This is a genomic window from Nitratireductor aquibiodomus NL21 = JCM 21793, from assembly GCF_000615975.1.
Classification (GTDB): Bacteria; Pseudomonadota; Alphaproteobacteria; order Rhizobiales; family Rhizobiaceae; genus Nitratireductor; species Nitratireductor aquibiodomus.
The window spans coordinates 1-16,639 of the sequence record NZ_BAMP01000088.1 but is presented as its reverse complement, the minus strand read 5'-3'; the positions used below and the strand labels follow the sequence as shown (position 1 = coordinate 16,639).

Genomic DNA, 16,639 nt, shown 5'->3' with positions numbered 1-16,639 from the left:
CGACCACGACGCGCCGCCCGCGCAACACCCGGCCGACCACGGTCAGTGTCGCGCGACGGCCCTTCAGGCACAGTTCGATGAAGAACCGGTGGCGCGGACCTATCTTCGCCCGACCGCGGACGTGGTGGTTCCCATCTCGCGCAAGCTTGAACTTGTGCAGCTCACGGAAACCACCTGCAAGTGGCCGAATGGCGATCCTCTCTCGGAAGATTTTAGCTTCTGCGGCAATGAAGCCGGTGAAAACGGCCCTTACTGCACCTATCACTCCCGCCTTGCCTACCAGCCGGCATCGGAGCGGCGCAGGAGCCGCTGATACAGCTAAAACTCTCCTCTGGACTACCCGGCTGACGCATCGTCGCAGCCGGGTTTTTCTTTGCCCGAAGCGATCAGGCTCTTCCCGAAAGTGGAGCACCACCATTGCCACACGGCCTCCTGCACCGAACTTTTCCTCCCGCGCGGGCGCACAAGGCGGAATTGTCCGTAAGAGATGACCGGGCCATCCAGCCGCTGCAGAACGCCTGTGGCGAGCTCCCGCCCGAGCAGGCTGAGGTTTGCAAGGAGGGCGCCCTGGCCGCCCATCGCCGCCTGCACGGCGTGCGCCTCGTCCGAAAACCACACGATGCGACCGGAGTTTAGGCGCCCGAGACCAGCCGACCGCCACCAGCGCTCCCAATCGGGTACTTCAGGGTGCGGTGAAGCCCATTCAAACGCCAGAAGAGGCGTTTCCTGCAGCGACTGCGGATCAAGCGACGGAGCCGCTACAGGCGCAAACCGACCGGGTGCAAGATCGAAGCTTTCGAGGTTCGGATCACTATCTCGCTGGAATCGAACGGCAAGATCGGCATCTCCGCCCGACAGGTCGACCACATCATCGGAGGCGAGGATACGACAGCCCAGTTCCGGAAACGCCGCGCGAAACGCACGCACCTGCGGTCCAATCCAGAAGGTCGAGACGGCCATGGTGGCCGCGACAACAAGAGAGCTCTGCGAGGCATCGCGCCGCACCGTTTCCAGCGCCTCGCCAATGCGCCCGAAGGCCTCATCCAGCACCGGATAAAGACGCGCGCCCTCCCGGGTCAGTGATATGCGCCGGACATGGCGTTCGAAGAGGGCAATACCCAGTTGCTCTTCCAGCTTTCTGATCTGATGGCTGACCGCCGTTGGCGTCACATTGAGTGAATCGGCTGCTTTCTTGAAACTCGCAAGCCGTGCCACTTCCACAAAAGTGCGCAGCGCCGGCAACGGCATCCAGGTCAAGACATGCCTCCTCTATAGATGAATAGAACTCATTTATATGATGAGATATCGCCTTTTGTCACAAGTCAATGGGAGGTTCATATCTGCTGCATAACCTGAATGGAGAACAGCTATGCAACTCAAGCAAATTGTCACCGAACCCGATCCCTATGCCCCCTACCTGCTCTCTCAGGGGATTCAGACGGGCAATCTCGTCTTTGTCTCGGGACAGGCCGGTTACGGCGATGACGGCAAGATCGTCGAAGGCGACTTTCTCACGCAGGGCCGGCGCGCTTTCAAAAACCTGGAGCGGGCGCTCAAGAGCGGTGGCTGAGGCTAAGCGACATCGCCAAGGTGACCATCTTCGTGACCGACATGCAGAAATTCGACGATGTCGTCACCCTGCGCCGGGAGTTCTTCTCCGCGCCCTACCCCGCAGACAGCATTGTCGAGGTCAAGGCGCTCTACACGCCCCAGGCGATGATCGAGATTGAGGCGATTGCTGTCGCCAATGCATGACGCAACGCTCCGGCCTGCGCTTGGAGCGCGCGCCGGAGCACAACAGCACCGGGTTTTAAAGAAGCGCCTACGCGTCCGGCTCCGCGACCACGCTGTGGCTCTGGTCTTCCTTCGGACGCTCCAGCGGCAACTGACGTCCGGTTACGATGTGGTGCACCGTCTCGGCAATGTTGGTCGCGTGATCGCCGATGCGCTCGATATTTTTGGCGCAGAACAGTAGATGCGTACAGGCCGTGATGTTGCGCGGATCTTCCATCATATAGGTCAGAAGTTCACGAAACAGCGACGTGTACATCGCGTCGATTTCCTCGTCCCGGTCGCGCACGAAACCGATCCGCTCCACCGAACGGGATGCATAGACGTCCAGCACTTCCTTGAGCTGGGTGAGCGCCAGACCGGCCAGCGCTTCCAGTCCGCGAAAGAGACGGACGGGCTGCTTGCCTTCGGTGACGGCAACGACACGCTTGGCAATGTTCTTGCCGAGGTCGCCGATGCGCTCCAGGTCCGAGGAGATGCGGATCGCGCCGACGATTTCCCGAAGGTCATCGGCCACCGGCTGGCGCTTGCCGATGATGATGACGGCCCGTTCGCCGATCTCGCGTTCCTTGGCGTCAAGAAAGGCATCGTCTTCCACCACCTTGCGGGCAAGCCCGGAATCCGATTGCACAAGTGCTGCAACGGCCTCCGCGACCATGCGCTCAGCATATCCCCCCATCGCCGCGATCTGATCCGACAGATAATTCAACTCATCGTCGAAGGACCGCATGGTGTGCTGGTTTTGCATGGTTTCATTCCTCCTCGGCCGATCCGGCGTCGCAATGTCCCGCACTTTCTAAGTTATTGTGATGGCGGGAAAATGAAAGTCTGAGTGTTGGGGCTGGGCCTGGTTTCAGGCGCGTTCGGCGCCGGTGCCAGATGGCGGGACAGGCGGGAAGTGAACCACAAACGTTGCCCCCTTGCCCGATGCCGATTTGACCGACAATCGCGCATCGTGCCGTGTCAGTATGTGCTTGACAATGGACAATCCAAGACCTGTGCCCTTCTGCGTGCGGCTGGTCTCGACGTCGACCCTGTAAAAGCGCTCCGTGATGCGAGGAATATGTTCTTCGGGAATGCCGGGACCGAAATCCTGCACCCTGACCCGCACCTCGTCCATGGGGCTCGCCTGCTCCGCCGAGACCAGGATCCGTTCGCCCGAACTGCCGTATTTGCAGGCATTTTCGAGCAGATTTTCGAACACCTGAACCAGTTCATCGGAGTGCCCTGCGACAAGCAGCGGCGCATCGCCAAGTTCCGAAACGATTTCGACCCCGTTTTCACTGGCGATATGGCGCATGGATTCAATCACTCCCCTGACCAGCGCCACCACATCAAGCTGGGCGTTCGGCTTCTGATAGGGCTTCATCTCCAGCCGCGAAAGCGAAAGCAGATCATCGATCAGGCGCGCCATGCGCTGCGTCTGGTTCTGCATGATCTGCAGAAAGTTCTCCCGCGCCTTTGCATCGTCACGCGCGGGGCCGCGCAGCGTCTCGATGAAGCCCGCGACGGAAGCAAGCGGCGTGCGCAGCTCATGGCTCGCATTGGCGATGAAATCCGCCCGCATCCGATCGATCCGGCGCGCCTCGCTCTGATCCTTGAACATCAGCACGTAGAGACCGGTATCGTTTCCGATGCGGCTCGCCACCACACGGTAGGCCCGCTCCACCGGGACACGCTCTGAATAGTTGATCGCCGTCGATTCCTCCGCGCCTGAAATGACACGGCTGACCAGCTCATGCATTTCGGGAGCGCGGAATTTCAGACGTAGCGAGACGCTCTTGGTCATCGGCCCAAAAGCAAGGTCCGCAGCCTCGTTGGAATAAAGAATGCTTCCGGCGCCATCGAAAATATAAAGCGGATCAAGCACGGCCGCCGCCAGATAGACTGCCGGCAGAGAGTCGATATCGCCCCGAACGACACGGGGACGCTCGCTCGGCTCGGTGGTATTTTTCCGGTTCGCCAAAGTCTGAAGCGCCTGCTTCAGGGGCGCAACGCTCTTTGCAATGTGCCGCAGCATCCGTCTTCGCGGCGTCTGCCGCTCTTCATCACTCATACCGCCAACCAACTCCCACCAACCACCTTCATCGCCGCGGTTGCCAGAGAGCCCTTCATCGAGCTCGTTTCATGAAGACCTGTTGCCGCTTCTTCTTCGCCGCTGGACCTTGTATCAAGCTGCAAATAGCATGGACACTCCCACGGTTCAGGATCGATTTTATGAATAAGCCTCTGGATAACCCCGCACTTGAAAAGATCGAGCCCTTCAAGCTGACACTATCAGGCAAGAAGCGGGTGTTCGATATTGATGACCCGGATCTGCCCGACTGGATCAAGGACAGGGAACTGACTGCGGGCGGCTATCCCTACGAGGAAAAGCTCGACAAGGACGATTACGAGGAGCAGCTGGAGGCGCTGCAGGTTGAGCTCGTCAAGCTTCAGTCCTGGATGCAGGCAAGCGGCGCCCGCGTCATGGCGCTCTTCGAGGGCCGCGATGCCGCTGGCAAAGGCGGTACGATCTCGCGTATCCGCGCCTATCTCAATCCACGCAATGCGCGAAATGTTGCCCTGCCAAAACCAAGCGAGACCGAGCGCGGCCAATGGTATTTTCAACGCTATGTCGCGCATTTTCCGACCAGCGGGGAGTTGGTCACCTTCGACCGCTCCTGGTACAATCGGGGCGGCGTGGAACCCGTGATGGGCTTCTGTACACCCGCCCAGCACGAGCAGTTTCTGGATGAAACACCCGATTTCGAACGCGCGATCGTCAATGACGGGATTCATTTCTTCAAGTTCTGGCTGAACATCGGTCAGGAAACGCAGCTCGGGCGGTTTCACGACCGCCGGCACAGCCGGCTTAAATACTGGAAGTTCTCGCCAATGGACGTGGCCGGCATCAAGAAGTGGGACGACTATACCCACTTCCGCGACCTCATGCTCGAGCGGACACACAGCGCCCATGCACCGTGGACCGTGGTGCGCGCCAACGACAAGCGGCGGGCAAGGCTCGCCGTTATTCGGCGCATGCTCCTGTCGATTTCCTATGACGGTCGCGATCTCGGGGCCATCGGCCAGGAGGATCAGCTGGTCATCGGCTCAGGTCCCGGTTTTTTGAAGTGAGACGCGCACCCGGTTGCGGCGTCTGTGCGGCGTCTTCTCCCAGTGATGGGGGTTCCAGTAAAGCTGCCAGACGCAGCGCCAGGCGGCAATGGACATGAGGCACCAGTAAGCCGGCATCCAGAGGATGCATTTCCAGAAGCCGGGCTTCTCGGTCTTGTGGAGTGCGGACCAGCCCAACAGCAGAAAGGCGACGTGCCCGAGCACGACATTCAAAACATCAACCAGAAGCAGAATGCTCTCGGTCGGTCGAAACTCACCGCCTAGATACCAATGGATGCCGATTCCCAGCGCGGTCGCCCAGAAGACACTGTAGGCGAGCGCTGAAAAGACCATGCCCGCAAACAGGACCTGCATGACGATGAAGGACAGAAGCCCGATTTCACGGGCGGTCGCGGCCGGATCCCGCATGTGAACCAGCCAGGTCTGCACCCATCCCTTGAACCAGCGCGTGCGCTGCGGCACCCAGGTGCGAATGTCGGTTGGGGCATCTTCCTGTGTTGGATTAAAGATCACGTCCGCCCGGTACCCATAGCGATGCAGTCGCGCGCCCAGATCAGCATCTTCGGTCACATTATAGGGGTCCCAGCCTCCCACCATCTCGAGCGCAGACCGGCGAAAATGATTGGACGTGCCGCCCAGAGGCAACAGGAGGCCGCGTCGCGCAAGCCAGGGCAGAACCGCACGAAAGAGCGCGGCATATTCCAGCGCAAACATCGCCGAAATCCAGCTCTCCCGCCGATTGGAGATGGTCAAGGGGGCCTGCACACAGGCCAGGCGCTCATCCGCTCCGCGAAATGCATGCCAGGCCTCGACCAGTTGAAACGGGTGCGGCCTGTCTTCAGCATCGTAGAGCGCGACGAACGCGCCCGACGTCATTGGAAGTGCATAGGACAGTGCCTTCGGCTTTGTGCGCGGCACACCCGGCGGCACCTCAATCACCTCGATGTAGGGGCGTAACTCCTGAGCTCTGAGGGCGGCGAGCGTTTCCTCGTCATCCTGCTCGCAGACAAGTTTGATCTCCAGTTTGGCGCGGGGCCAGACGATCCTGCCAAGCGCGACGAGGAGATCCGGCACAATCTCCGCCTCCTTGTAGAGTGCGATCAACACCGAGTAGACAGGCATCTCTGCAGGCCGGACCGTCGTCATCCGCGGCTCCGCCGAGACCCGCCCGCCCAACCGGACCATGACTCTGAGCAAAACGCAGGCGAGGAATGCCAGCGAAAACAGCACATGCAGTGCGAGCAGGGTCGCCGAAGGCGCAAATAGCGCGGCAAAGGCAAGCGACACGGTTACCGCGCCCAGCACCGCCCCCTGCCAGGCATTGGCGACAATGCGCGCCGACATCTCGGGTGCGATTGTGAACAGCTTCTCCGTGGCAATGCGCATGAGCGCCTTCTGCGAGCGGACGGAGATCGCGTCACGCAGAACTGTCGGCTGCACCACGCGTATGCGTGTCGAGGCCCGCGGGTATCGCGCTACGAACGCGCGCAAAGCGGGGATGTTCAGCCTGTCTGGCGCGATCAGGACGATCGACTGGCCACGCTCATCGACGATCAGGCTTACCCGCGCACCGCCGCGCCGTGCAAGCGCTGCCAGCCCCTGCCGCTCACGCATGACCAAGGCGTCTGGATCCGGGCGGGCAGCAAAGGCGAGTCCCATATGCTTTGCAAGAGCAAGAAACAGTGCCCGTTCCGACACCAGGCCGGAAGACAGAAGCTCCGTCTGGAAACAGACCCCTGCGAGCCTTGCCCGCGCATCCACGCGGCGGGCCTCCTCTTCGTCAATCGACAGGGATCTCAGGATCGGCAGCCAGTCTCCCATCGGCGAAGGACAAACGGCAACCGGCAATCCGTCGGATTCATTTAGCTTGTCGGGATTGCTTCCCGATTCCCACTTCCCAACGAGATGATCCATGGTCGATCATCCCAGTTAATTTAACAACCGAAACCCCAATCCTGCTTTATTGACAAAAGAAAACTCTCTGGAAGAAATTTTTGAGAAATTCCAGAACCCATAAAACCACAGCGTGCGCCTAAACTGGAATTTAAATTTCATGATTCCCCATCCCCCGCAATATTTCAACTATAGCATCACACTATCCCACCTTTCGCAACTTCCATGCGAATCAAGACTGAAACTACCCTCTTCTTGAGGTACCGCTTCACTCAAAGACACCGCATCGAATGGCTTCAGCAACAGCGTGAACGCGATTTGACGCTCCCAGCTTTGTCTTTGCATTGAGGAGATGTTTCTCTGCCGTATGCTCGGATATGCCGAGAATCTGCGAAACCTCCCATTCTGATTTTCCCAATGCCGCCCATTGCAGGCATTCCTTCTCCCGCGGTGTAAGGCGCGGTTCCCCACCCTGCCGATAAAGTGTGTGACCAGGACCGAGTTTCCGCTTCGCCTGTTCCAGATGGACGCTCACCTCCTTTTCCGACAAAGCAAGTCTCTCGGCGATTTCCGGTACAGAGCCCCCGCGCGCGGAGAGTTGCAAACACTCCTTTTCAAGAGCTTCAAGTTGATCAAACCTGTCATCCCCGCGCAGGCTCAGCGCATGGCCAATCGCGTATGAAGAGACAAACGACACAACATCAAGGTCGCTTGGGGAGAGTTCGACCTGCTCGCCGGCGAACGACATGACGATCTGGAGTCCCTCAAGCGTTGTGAACGACATGGCTATTCCGTCCACGAGCCTGAACTCCCGTGCTTCGCTCAGCAACTTTGAGGTTTTACAGGAGCCCTTTTGCGCTTTCAGAATATCGCGCCACAGAATGGCACTTCCGCTCTGGCGGGCATGGTTTACGATGGGGTCATGAAAGATGTAGTTGCACGAAACATATCGGTCGATCCACTCCGCCGGCCAACTACTGAGAACCAGATGCCCGACCTGATCGCCCGGTGTACTGCCTTTTGCGGGAAGTGTGCCTGCGCAGACGGCATGAAGACCGTAATTCCCGGCGAACGAGACCAGTGTATTACAGATCGCCAAAGGGCTTCGGGCCTTTTGAATCTGCTGAATAACGGCCCGCGTCTTTCCAAAATCGAACATATGTATTCATCCCCGCCGACATTCTATGCCGCCACGCAAAATCTACGCGCTTATCCGTCACTATACATCCATCGGGCAAAAGATGATAACAATGATATTAAATAACCTGCAAAACCCTGTTCAAAAGAAAATTAATATTTATTTGCCGGCTATATGGAACTAGCCATGAATTTCCGCTCTTTTCACATAGTGACCGCTCTTTTCTTCTTGCTGCCTGCGCATCTCGCCATCGCGCAGCAACCGGCTCCTCCCGGCTTTTCCGAGCCCAAGCAGCGGCAAACGAAACCGGACCTTTCCGCACTGCCGAGGCTACGCTTCCTGACCACCGTCGATTTCTTTCCATTCAGCTATCTGGACGCCGACAACCGGCTGAGTGGCGTTCATATCGACCTGGCCCGGCAGATCTGCGACGAACTCGACATGATGGAGCGGTGCCAGGTGCAGGCGCTACCCTGGGACGAACTCGACACAGCCATCGAAAGCAAGCAGGGCGAGGCAATCATCGCGGGCCTGGCGATCACCGCCGAGAACCGGGAGCGTTATCTGTTTTCACGCCCTATATGCGTTTTCCCGCACGCCTCGTAACGCGCAGGCAGGCGACACTATCGGAACCGCTTCACGATTCCACTGCCGGCAAACGCATCGGCGTCATTGGTGCGTCCGCGCATGAGGTGCTGTTGCGCGACCTCTTTCCGAATGCCCAGAGCGTCGTCTACAGTAGGCGTGACTGGCTCTATGAAGATTTGAAATCCGGCAGGCTCGACGGCATCTTCGGCGACGGCGTGAAGCTGAGCTTCTGGCTCGCCGGCCAGGCCTCCGACGATTGCTGCGCCTTTTCCGGCGGCCCCTATCTCGCGCCGGAGTATCTGGGGCAGGGACTGGCAATCGCAGTGCCCAATGACATGCCGCAGCTCGCCGAGGCCATCGATTTCGCTCTTCAGAGCATCGACGTCAGTGGCCGCTTCACCGACATTTATCTGCGCTATTTTCCGGTCGATTTCTACTGATCCCGCCGCAATGTGCGAAACGGCAGGGCAAGCATCCATAAAAGCCGCGCCGTGAATGACCCGCGGTAGGCGGACAGCCCGATATTCATATCTTCATGCCCGAGTTTCGGTTGGGCAATATAGGTGCCGAACAGACGGTCCCAGAATGGAAAATTGAAACCGTAGTTGGAATCCGTCTCCCGCCTGATGGTGGAATGATGAACGCGATGCATGTCCGGGGTGACCACAAAAAACCGAAGCACGCGATCAAGGCCAAGCGGAATTTTCACATTCGAATGGTTGAACATGGACGTTCCGTTGAGGACGATCTCGAACAGGAGCACGGACAGAACAGGTGCGCCCAGAGCGACGACGACTGCCGCCTTCCAGACCATCGAGAGGAGGATTTCGAACGGATGGAACCGCAGCCCCGTCGTCACGTCGAAGCCGTTGTCGGCGTGGTGCATGCGGTGGATGCGCCAGAGAAGCGGGATTTTGTGGCTTGCCACATGTTCGAGCCAGACCGCGAAATCGAGCACGACAAACGAGATCAGCCCCGCAAGAAGCGGATCGATGCGCAGCGCATTGAAAAAGCCCCAATCCGATGCTTTCGCCCAAAGGGCGGCCCCCACGGCAGCGGCCGGAAAGACCACCCTGAGCATCACCGATGAAATGAGAACCATGGAAAGGTTGGCGAACCACCGGCGCGATTTCAGTGCGCCGGTCATTTCCGGTCGTTCCAGGCGCGGCGACCAGAGCTCGTAGAGCGCCATGGCCACAAATATGCCGATGAATGCGAAGAGACGGATAGCCGCTTCGGAGAGCAGAAACGAGGTCATGCCGTCATTATTCCGCTACCCCGTTCAAACGCCAGTCACATGCGCTTGACCGAACAACCGGTCAGGCAAGAGTACGCTTACGGGCCTGAACCGTCCGCTCGATTGCGGCAGCCACGAGCGGTTCCAGATGCAGCCGGCTGCGCACGATGTGCAGCATGCGTTTTTCTTCCGGCTCCACATGCATGTCGGCTGCAGCGACCTCGACTGCCAGCGCATAGGCCGTGTCGTGCAATTTCGCCGGCACGGTGTCGCGCACGGCATTCAGGATGCGTTCAAGCCCGCTGTCTTCCTGGAGGATCTGCTGGCACTGACGCGCCACTTCGATGATGCGGTTGTCGTCGAACTCGCGAAACACCGGCCAGGAACGGATCGTGTCGCCGATAATGGCGAGCTCCGCGTCGGTCATATCCCGGTCGGCGGCCGACATGACGACCATCAGGTAGATCAGGGCTTCGTGGGCGGTCGGCTCAGCCATTACGTTCTCCGCTGGTATAATACTGGAGCCCGAAAGTAGGTAGCCGGGCGTCATGCCGCAATGAAAAATCGTCGCTTCGATTGACGCACCGGCTGAGCCGCCTTACAGGCTTGGCCCTTGATCGAAACATAATTCTGGAAAGCGACATGACGACGGCAAGCCGAGACGCGCTTGAATTGACGCCCGATGTGATGGAAGCCGCAGCCGAGAGCAAGGCCTGGCCCTTCGAAGAGGCGCGCAAGATCGTCAAACGCTACGAAGGCGGTTTCCCCGACACCGTGCTCTTCGAGACGGGCTACGGCCCCTCGGGCCTGCCGCATATCGGCACGTTCGGCGAGGTGGCCCGCACCTCCATGGTGCGCCATGCCTTCCGCGTGCTCACCGAGGACAGGATCAAGACGAAGATCCTGTGCTTCTCCGACGATATGGACGGCCTGCGCAAGGTGCCGGACAATGTGCCCAACAAGGAGATGCTGCGCACGCATCTGGGCAAGCCGCTGACGAAAGTGCCGGACCCGTTCTCCAACGAGTACCCGTCCTTCGGGGCGGCCAACAATGCACGGCTTCGGGCGTTCCTCGACCGGTTCGGCTTCGACTATGAGTTCGCTTCCTCGACCGAATACTATGCCGCCGGCCGCTTCGACGAGATGCTGCTGACCATGCTCGAGCGCTATGACGCGGTGATGGACATCATGCTGCCGTCGCTGCGCGAGGAGCGCGCACAGACCTATTCGCCCTTCCTGCCCATCCACCCAAAGACCGGTGTTGTGATGCAGGTTCCGCTGGAAGAGCGCAAGGTGGATGCCGGCAGCATCGTCTGGCGCGATCCCGAGAGCGGCGAATTGTTCGAGACGCCCGTGACCGGCGGACACTGCAAGCTGCAGTGGAAGCCCGACTGGGCCATGCGCTGGGCGGCCCTTGGCGTCGACTATGAAATGTCCGGCAAGGACCTGATCGACAGCGTCAAGCTGGCGGCGCAGATCTGCGCAGCACTCGGCAAGGAGCCGCCGGAAGGGTTCAACTACGAACTGTTCCTGGATGAGAACGGCCAGAAGATCTCCAAGTCCAAGGGCAATGGCCTGACCATCGACGAGTGGCTCGCCTATGCCCCGACCGAGAGCCTCTCGCTCTACATGTTCCAGAAGCCGAAGGCGGCCAAGAAGCTCTATTTCGACGTGATCCCGCGCGCGGTGGACGAGTATTACACCTTCCTTTCGGCCTATGATCGCCAGGACTGGAAGAACCGTCTGGGCAACCCGGTCTGGCACATCCATGACGGCACACCGCCGGCAATCGAACTGCCGGTGCCGTTTGCGCTGCTGCTCAATCTGGTGAGCGCCTCCAACGCGCAGAACACAGATGTTCTGTGGGGCTTCATCTCGCGCTATGCGCCCGGCGTCACGCCGCAGACGCATCCGGAGCTCGACCGCCTCACCGGCTATGCGCTGCGTTACTTCGAGGATTTCGTGAAGCCGTCAAAGGCGTTCCGCGCGCCCGACGAGATCGAGCGCGAAGCACTTGCCGGCATCAATGAGGCTCTTGGAGCGCTGCCGGCGGATGCCGATGGCGAAGCCATCCAGAACGCCATTCTGGATGTGGCGCGCGGCATCGAGCGTTACCAGGACCACAAGCGCAAGAGCCCGAATGGCGGGCCGGGTGTCTCGGTCGCCTTCTTCCAGATGCTCTATCAGGTGCTTCTGGGCCAGGAACGCGGCCCCCGCTTCGGCTCGTTCGCGGCGCTTTACGGCATCGCCGAAACGCGCGGCTTAATCACCGCCGCGCTGAACGGCGAACTCTGAGGCAAAAGAACTCAGGCTTTCGTTAGAGCGGAGCACCGTTGCACGGAAACGATGCTCCACTCTAACTGTCTGTCTTTCCGCATTTGTGCTGACGTCAGGTGATTCCACCTGACTGCAAAATGCTCTGGAGCGGTTCACCGTTTCACGGAAACGCTGCTCCGTTCTATCTGTCTGACTTCCTGAATTTGTGCTGACGTCAGGTGATTCTACGTGACTGCAAAATGCTCTACGAACCGGACGGCCCGCCACTGAATATGCCTTTGCCGGCATTGCGGGCCGCCCGGGACTTTTCGGCGTAGGGACCTCCAGTCTCGGCAAGCGCCCAGCCATTCTCCACCAGCCACGTGCCGACGTCATAGCCCGCAAGCGAACAGCGCATCGGCCTGTCGCTTTCTTCCTCCGCAGCGGCGTCCTCACCTGCTCCTTCAACGTGACACTCCACGGCGCGCCCGCGCAGCCAGTAACGAAATGCGGTGCGCGCGCGCTTGCCGCAGGGCCACACGCCGCCGTCACTAGCATCGCAGACCTGATCAGGCGCAATGATGCGGATACCGTCAACGGTTATGGTGCGGCCTTCGGATTCGAACATTCCGGCGGCAATTGCCATCGGCCGGTAGTAGAGCGTGTCCTGGGGCTTGGGTTCGGGCGCTGGTGCCCCAAGCTCGCTGAGCGGCGTGCGCGGATCGGCACGTTTCAATCCCGTGGCGTCAATGGGTGGCGGCGCGACGAGTTCCGGTGCGATGACGCGGGGTTGCCGCCTCTCCTGTGCCTCCATGGGGCTGAAGCCGGACGATGCGAGGATCGCTGCACAGGCCAGAAACAGGGACCGACAACGATATCGCCCCGCCATCACTGGCTCGCCCAGATGATGCGCGCCATCCACTCCATCTGCGTTTTTTCCAGCAAACGATTGGGATGTTCGGGATTGAGGGAAAGCAGCTCCACCTGCCGGCTCGTCTGCCGCAGAAGAACCTTTGCCATGACTTCGCCACCCGCCGTCTTGACCACCACACGGTCTCCGCGCCGCAGGCGCGCGGTAGGGTCCACGATCAGCGTGTCGCCGTCACGGTAGAGCGGCATCATGGATTCGCCCTGAACCTGCAGCGCATAGGCTCCTTCATGTGCCGGTCCAGGCAGGTCGACGTGCTCCCATCCTTCTCCGAGCGGAAAACCCGCATCGTCAAAGAACCCGCCGGCGCCTGCCTGGGCAAAACCGATCAGCGGAACGCTGGATGAAGGCTGCTCATAGGGTTCAGCCGGCTTGCCGTCATTCTGCAGGAGCGCCACAAACTCCCAGAGCGTGGTGCCGGTTGCATCCATGATCTTTGAAAGGGATTCTGTCGAGGGCCAGCGCGGGCGGCCATCCGCCGAAAGCCGTTTGGATTTGTTGAAGGCAGTCGAATCCAAGCCTGCCTTCCGGGCCAGACCGGAGGCGGAAAGCGAGTGACGCACAGCCAGTGCGTCTATGGCTGCCCAAACCTTGTCGTGCGAGAGCACGCGACTCATCCTTCCGGAATCTCGAAACAGGAAAAAATACCTGTCTTCCTGTTTTACCGCTGGTTATGGAGCTTGTCCATAAACCGATACTTGCCGCCGGTCGCTTCAATCCGCCGATTGAGCCGATGCGCGCCGTGAGCCTCGCTGTGGTGATCAGCGGGGCGCGCGCTTGGCAAGGATGCGCTGCAGGGTGCGTCGATGCATGTTCAGCCGGCGCGCCGTTTCCGAAACGTTGCGGTCGCACATCTCGTAGACCCGCTGGATATGCTCCCAGCGCACGCGGTCGGCGGACATGGGATTTTCCGGGGGTGCAACCTTCTCCCCGGACTGCCGGGTGAGTGCCGCGTAGATGTCGTCGGCATCGGCGGGCTTTGCCAGGTAATCGACCGCGCCGAGCTTCACCGCGGTCACCGCGGTGGCGATGTTGCCGTAGCCGGTCAGAATAATCGTACGGGAATCCTTGCGCTTTTCGCGGATCGTGGCCACCACGTCGAGGCCGTTGCCGTCGGCAAGGCGCATATCAACCACGGCAAAAGCCGGCGGGGTCGCCCTGGCCCGCGCCACGGCTTCTTCCACGCTCTCGGCCGTTTCCACCGTGAAGCCACGGCTTTCCATCGCCCGCGCCAGACGCGTCAGAAACGGCTTGTCATCGTCAACGATGAGAAGGGAGCGGTCTTCACCCAGGCTGCTGCCGGGTCTTCCTCGGTGTTGCTTGTCATATCCAGCACGTTCAGCACGTTACTCTTCCTAGAATCTTTCTAACCTAAATCTGTCAGCTTTCCAATTTAGGACTCTTTTCGCCTGATTCCAGATTGTCGTCAGGCACCACGAAAATCGAGCGCTGCCAGATGACCTCTGCATAGGCGCCCTTGCCCTTCTCGGCGAGATTGCCGAAGCGGATCTGAGCGCCGGAACGCTCAAGCAGCGTCTTGGCAATAAAAAGCCCCAGCCCAAGCCCGCCGCCACTGCTGCCACCGGAAGAGCGCTTCGACATATAGGGCTCCCCGATCCGATCAAGGATCTCGGCCGGAAAGCCGTTTCCGTCATCGACAACCAGGAGCCCGACCGTATCCGCATCCCAGTGCCAGCGGATCGTCACGCTCTCTTTGGCGAAGTCGACCGCGTTCTCGACCAGATTTCCGAGCCCGTAGATCACGCCCGGGTTGCGTCTCCCCACCGGCTCCGGACCCTCTGTCGTGCCCGGCTCCAGGCGGATATCGATGCCGAAATCACGGTGTGGTGCTGCCGTTTCCTCGATCAGCGACGTGAAGGGCTGACGCGCCATATGCGCCTCGCCCTCCGATGACAAGCTGGTCAGCTGGCGCAGGATTTCCCGGCAGCGCTCGCTCTGCGTTCGCAGCAGCGTCACATCCTCGCTGAAGCGCTCGTCCTTGCCGAGCGCGCGCTCCATCTCACGCGCCACCAGTGCGATGGTGGCGAGCGGCGTTCCAAGCTCGTGCGCGGCGGCGGCCGCGAGACCATCAAGCGCCGAGATGTGCTGCTCGCGCTGCAGCACCAGTTCGGTGGCGGCGAGAGCGTTGGCCAGAAGCCGCGCCTCCTTCGCCACCCGGTAGGCGTAGACCCCGGTAAACGCGATGCTCGACACCACGGCGATCCACACGCCGATGATGTAGATCAGCGGCATCACCAGTTCCGTGCCCGGGAACCAGGGAAGCGGGCGGTGGAACACGGCGAGCGCTGTTGTCAGCGCCACCACCAGAAAGCCCAGAAGCGCGGTCCAGCGCAGCGGCAGCGATGTGGCCGAGATAACCACGGGCACCGTCATCAAGAGCGAGAACGGGTTGGTGAGGCCACCCGTCATGTAGAGCAGGCCGGCAAGCTGAAACGCATCGAATGTGAGAATGCCGAGAGCGGCAAGCGGCGCGAGGCGGTGCGCCGCCGAATAGCGGATGGCCAGATGCACATTGAGCCATGCGGAGGCGGCGATCAGCGCGAAACACAGGCCCACAGGCAACGGAAAATCGAGCCCGAAAGCGACGACGATCACCGCCGCGCTCTGACCGATGATCGCCAGCCAGCGCAGCTTGATCAGCGTGTTGAGCCGCAGGCCGTGGTTCGGATCGTGTGCCCTGATATCCTCAAGCATTGCGGGGTTATGAGGGAAGTCCGCCCGCACTCCAAGAACTATTTTTTGCGCGGTTTGGCGCGATGTGTCGCGGCTGCGTTCGCCGGATCTTCAGGCCAGACATGCTTCGGGTAGCGGCCACGCATGTCTGCGCGCACATCTGCCCAAGATCCGGCCCAGAAGCCGGGCAGGTCCCGCGTGGTCTGGATTGGCCGGTGCGCCGGCGACAGAAGCTCAAGCTTCAGCGGAATGCCATCGGCGACCGTCGGGTGTTCGGTCAGGCCGAAAAGCTCCTGCACTCGGATCGCCAGAACCGGCCCCTCCGCCTCATAGCGAATGGGCACATGGCTGCCCGAAGGCGCGTCGTAATGGCTGGGCGCCATCGTGCCGATGCGCCTTTGAAATTCGTGCGGCACCAGCGCGGTCAACCCTTCGCGCAGAATGTGCGGCGCCAGTCTGGAAAGCGACGCCTCGCCGGTGAGAAATGGCAGAAACCAGTCGTCGAGCCGTTCGAGAAGCGCTTCGTCCGACATATCCGGCCACGGATCGCCCTTTGCCGCATGGAGCCAGGCAAGCTTGCCCCTGAGCGCCTTCGCCTCCTTGTCCCAGGGCAGGAGCGACAGCCCGTTTGCCCGCACGGCGTCGATCACCGCACGGTCGGCGTCAGCGCCCGATGGCGGCGGCAGAACCTGCTCGGCAAGCACCAGCGCGCCTAGCCGGCGCACCCGCCTCTGCCTGAGCGTGCCCGCGCCACGGTCGAAGCGCGTCTCTGTGGCTTCCTCGATCAGATGTCCGAGCGCGCTCACGATCTCTTCTTCGTCAATCGCCGCCGCCGAGGCAATGCGCGCGTTCTGCGCGCGCCCCTGAAGATCGGCGACCACCAGAAAGGCGCTGCCGGCAAGCCGCTCCTCCGGGGCCAGCACGCCGCCACGACCATTCACCATGACGAAATGCCCATGCGCGCCCCGCGCCTTCGCAACGCGGTCGGGCCAGGCAT

Annotated in this window: 17 protein-coding genes and 1 pseudogene; 6 read left to right on the top strand and 12 right to left on the bottom strand. The window is 60.6% G+C overall.

Annotated elements, in window-relative coordinates; genetic code table 11:
* On the top strand, positions 1-313 hold a 313-nt coding region (locus JCM21793_RS26980; RefSeq protein WP_370671660.1), incomplete at its 5' end, for a GcrA family cell cycle regulator.
* Between the two features lie 23 nt (positions 314-336).
* Here the strand turns inward: JCM21793_RS26980 and JCM21793_RS18750 are convergent.
* Entirely contained in the window at positions 337-1,248 is a 912-nt protein-coding gene (locus tag JCM21793_RS18750) for a LysR family transcriptional regulator (RefSeq protein WP_025031343.1), read from the bottom strand.
* A gap of 121 nt (positions 1,249-1,369) precedes the next feature.
* Here JCM21793_RS18750 and JCM21793_RS26975 point away from each other — a divergent pair.
* A pseudogene (locus JCM21793_RS26975) lies at positions 1,370-1,755 on the top strand (RidA family protein).
* 67 nt (positions 1,756-1,822) lie between these two features.
* Here the strand turns inward: JCM21793_RS26975 and phoU are convergent.
* Together phoU and JCM21793_RS18735 are read right to left on the bottom strand one after the other, a co-directional pair.
* On the bottom strand, positions 1,823-2,539 hold the full coding sequence (phoU, locus tag JCM21793_RS18740; protein WP_007007654.1) for a phosphate signaling complex protein PhoU: 717 nt from the start codon (positions 2,537-2,539) through the stop codon (positions 1,823-1,825).
* A gap of 105 nt (positions 2,540-2,644) precedes the next feature.
* On the bottom strand, positions 2,645-3,847 hold the full coding sequence (locus JCM21793_RS18735; protein ID WP_051556236.1) for a sensor histidine kinase: 1,203 nt from the start codon (positions 3,845-3,847) through the stop codon (positions 2,645-2,647).
* Between the two features lie 161 nt (positions 3,848-4,008).
* On the opposite strand from JCM21793_RS18735, the gene ppk2 reads away from it, so the two are divergent.
* Positions 4,009-4,908: a polyphosphate kinase 2 gene (gene ppk2 / locus JCM21793_RS18730; RefSeq protein ID WP_025031341.1), complete on the top strand. Its 900-nt coding sequence runs from the start codon at positions 4,009-4,011 to the stop codon at positions 4,906-4,908.
* On the opposite strand, the gene JCM21793_RS26970 is transcribed toward ppk2, so the two are convergent.
* Positions 4,885-6,822, bottom strand: a complete 1,938-nt coding sequence (locus tag JCM21793_RS26970) for a glycosyltransferase (protein WP_025031340.1) — start codon at positions 6,820-6,822, stop codon at positions 4,885-4,887. The genes ppk2 and JCM21793_RS26970 overlap by 24 nt on opposite strands.
* Positions 6,823-7,069: 247 nt before the next feature.
* Entirely contained in the window at positions 7,070-7,960 is an 891-nt protein-coding gene (locus tag JCM21793_RS18720; protein ID WP_025031339.1) for a helix-turn-helix transcriptional regulator, read from the bottom strand.
* Between the two features lie 165 nt (positions 7,961-8,125).
* On the opposite strand from JCM21793_RS18720, the gene JCM21793_RS31660 reads away from it, so the two are divergent.
* Both JCM21793_RS31660 and JCM21793_RS31655 read left to right on the top strand, forming a co-directional pair.
* Entirely contained in the window at positions 8,126-8,545 is a 420-nt protein-coding gene (locus JCM21793_RS31660) for a transporter substrate-binding domain-containing protein (RefSeq protein ID WP_244439871.1), read from the top strand.
* The gene (locus JCM21793_RS31655) at positions 8,521-8,967 is read left to right on the top strand and encodes a type 2 periplasmic-binding domain-containing protein (protein ID WP_244439869.1); all 447 of its coding nucleotides are present in this window, start codon (positions 8,521-8,523) and stop codon (positions 8,965-8,967) included. Before JCM21793_RS31660 ends, JCM21793_RS31655 begins: the two co-directional genes overlap by 25 nt.
* On the opposite strand, the gene JCM21793_RS18710 is transcribed toward JCM21793_RS31655, so the two are convergent.
* Both JCM21793_RS18710 and JCM21793_RS18705 read right to left on the bottom strand, forming a co-directional pair.
* Entirely contained in the window at positions 8,961-9,785 is an 825-nt protein-coding gene (locus tag JCM21793_RS18710) for a sterol desaturase family protein (RefSeq protein WP_025031338.1), read from the bottom strand. The genes JCM21793_RS31655 and JCM21793_RS18710 overlap by 7 nt on opposite strands.
* Before the next feature lie 61 nt (positions 9,786-9,846).
* Positions 9,847-10,260, bottom strand: a complete 414-nt coding sequence (locus tag JCM21793_RS18705; protein ID WP_007007660.1) for a tellurite resistance TerB family protein — start codon at positions 10,258-10,260, stop codon at positions 9,847-9,849.
* 146 nt (positions 10,261-10,406) lie between these two features.
* Here JCM21793_RS18705 and JCM21793_RS18700 point away from each other — a divergent pair, with 146 nt between their 5' ends.
* A complete protein-coding gene (locus JCM21793_RS18700; RefSeq protein ID WP_007007661.1) occupies positions 10,407-12,059 on the top strand; it encodes a lysine--tRNA ligase in 1,653 nt (550 codons plus the stop codon).
* A gap of 226 nt (positions 12,060-12,285) precedes the next feature.
* Here the strand turns inward: JCM21793_RS18700 and JCM21793_RS18695 are convergent, their stop codons facing one another.
* From JCM21793_RS18695 to JCM21793_RS18670, 5 genes are all read right to left on the bottom strand, one after another.
* Positions 12,286-12,909, bottom strand: coding sequence for a thermonuclease family protein (locus JCM21793_RS18695; RefSeq protein WP_244423538.1), 624 nt, complete (start codon positions 12,907-12,909; stop codon positions 12,286-12,288).
* Positions 12,909-13,556 (bottom strand): S24 family peptidase, encoded by a 648-nt coding sequence (locus JCM21793_RS18690; RefSeq protein WP_007010528.1) that lies wholly within the window; start codon positions 13,554-13,556, stop codon positions 12,909-12,911. The genes JCM21793_RS18695 and JCM21793_RS18690 overlap by 1 nt, the downstream gene beginning before the upstream one ends.
* A 153-nt stretch (positions 13,557-13,709) precedes the next feature.
* Positions 13,710-14,216, bottom strand: coding sequence for an ActR/PrrA/RegA family redox response regulator transcription factor (locus tag JCM21793_RS18685; RefSeq protein WP_244439873.1), 507 nt, complete (start codon positions 14,214-14,216; stop codon positions 13,710-13,712).
* A gap of 112 nt (positions 14,217-14,328) precedes the next feature.
* Entirely contained in the window at positions 14,329-15,663 is a 1,335-nt protein-coding gene (locus JCM21793_RS18675; RefSeq protein ID WP_025031336.1) for an ActS/PrrB/RegB family redox-sensitive histidine kinase, read from the bottom strand.
* A gap of 38 nt (positions 15,664-15,701) precedes the next feature.
* Positions 15,702-16,639, bottom strand: a 938-nt coding sequence (locus JCM21793_RS18670; RefSeq protein ID WP_025031335.1) for an ATP-dependent helicase C-terminal domain-containing protein, incomplete at its 5' end; no start/stop codon positions are given.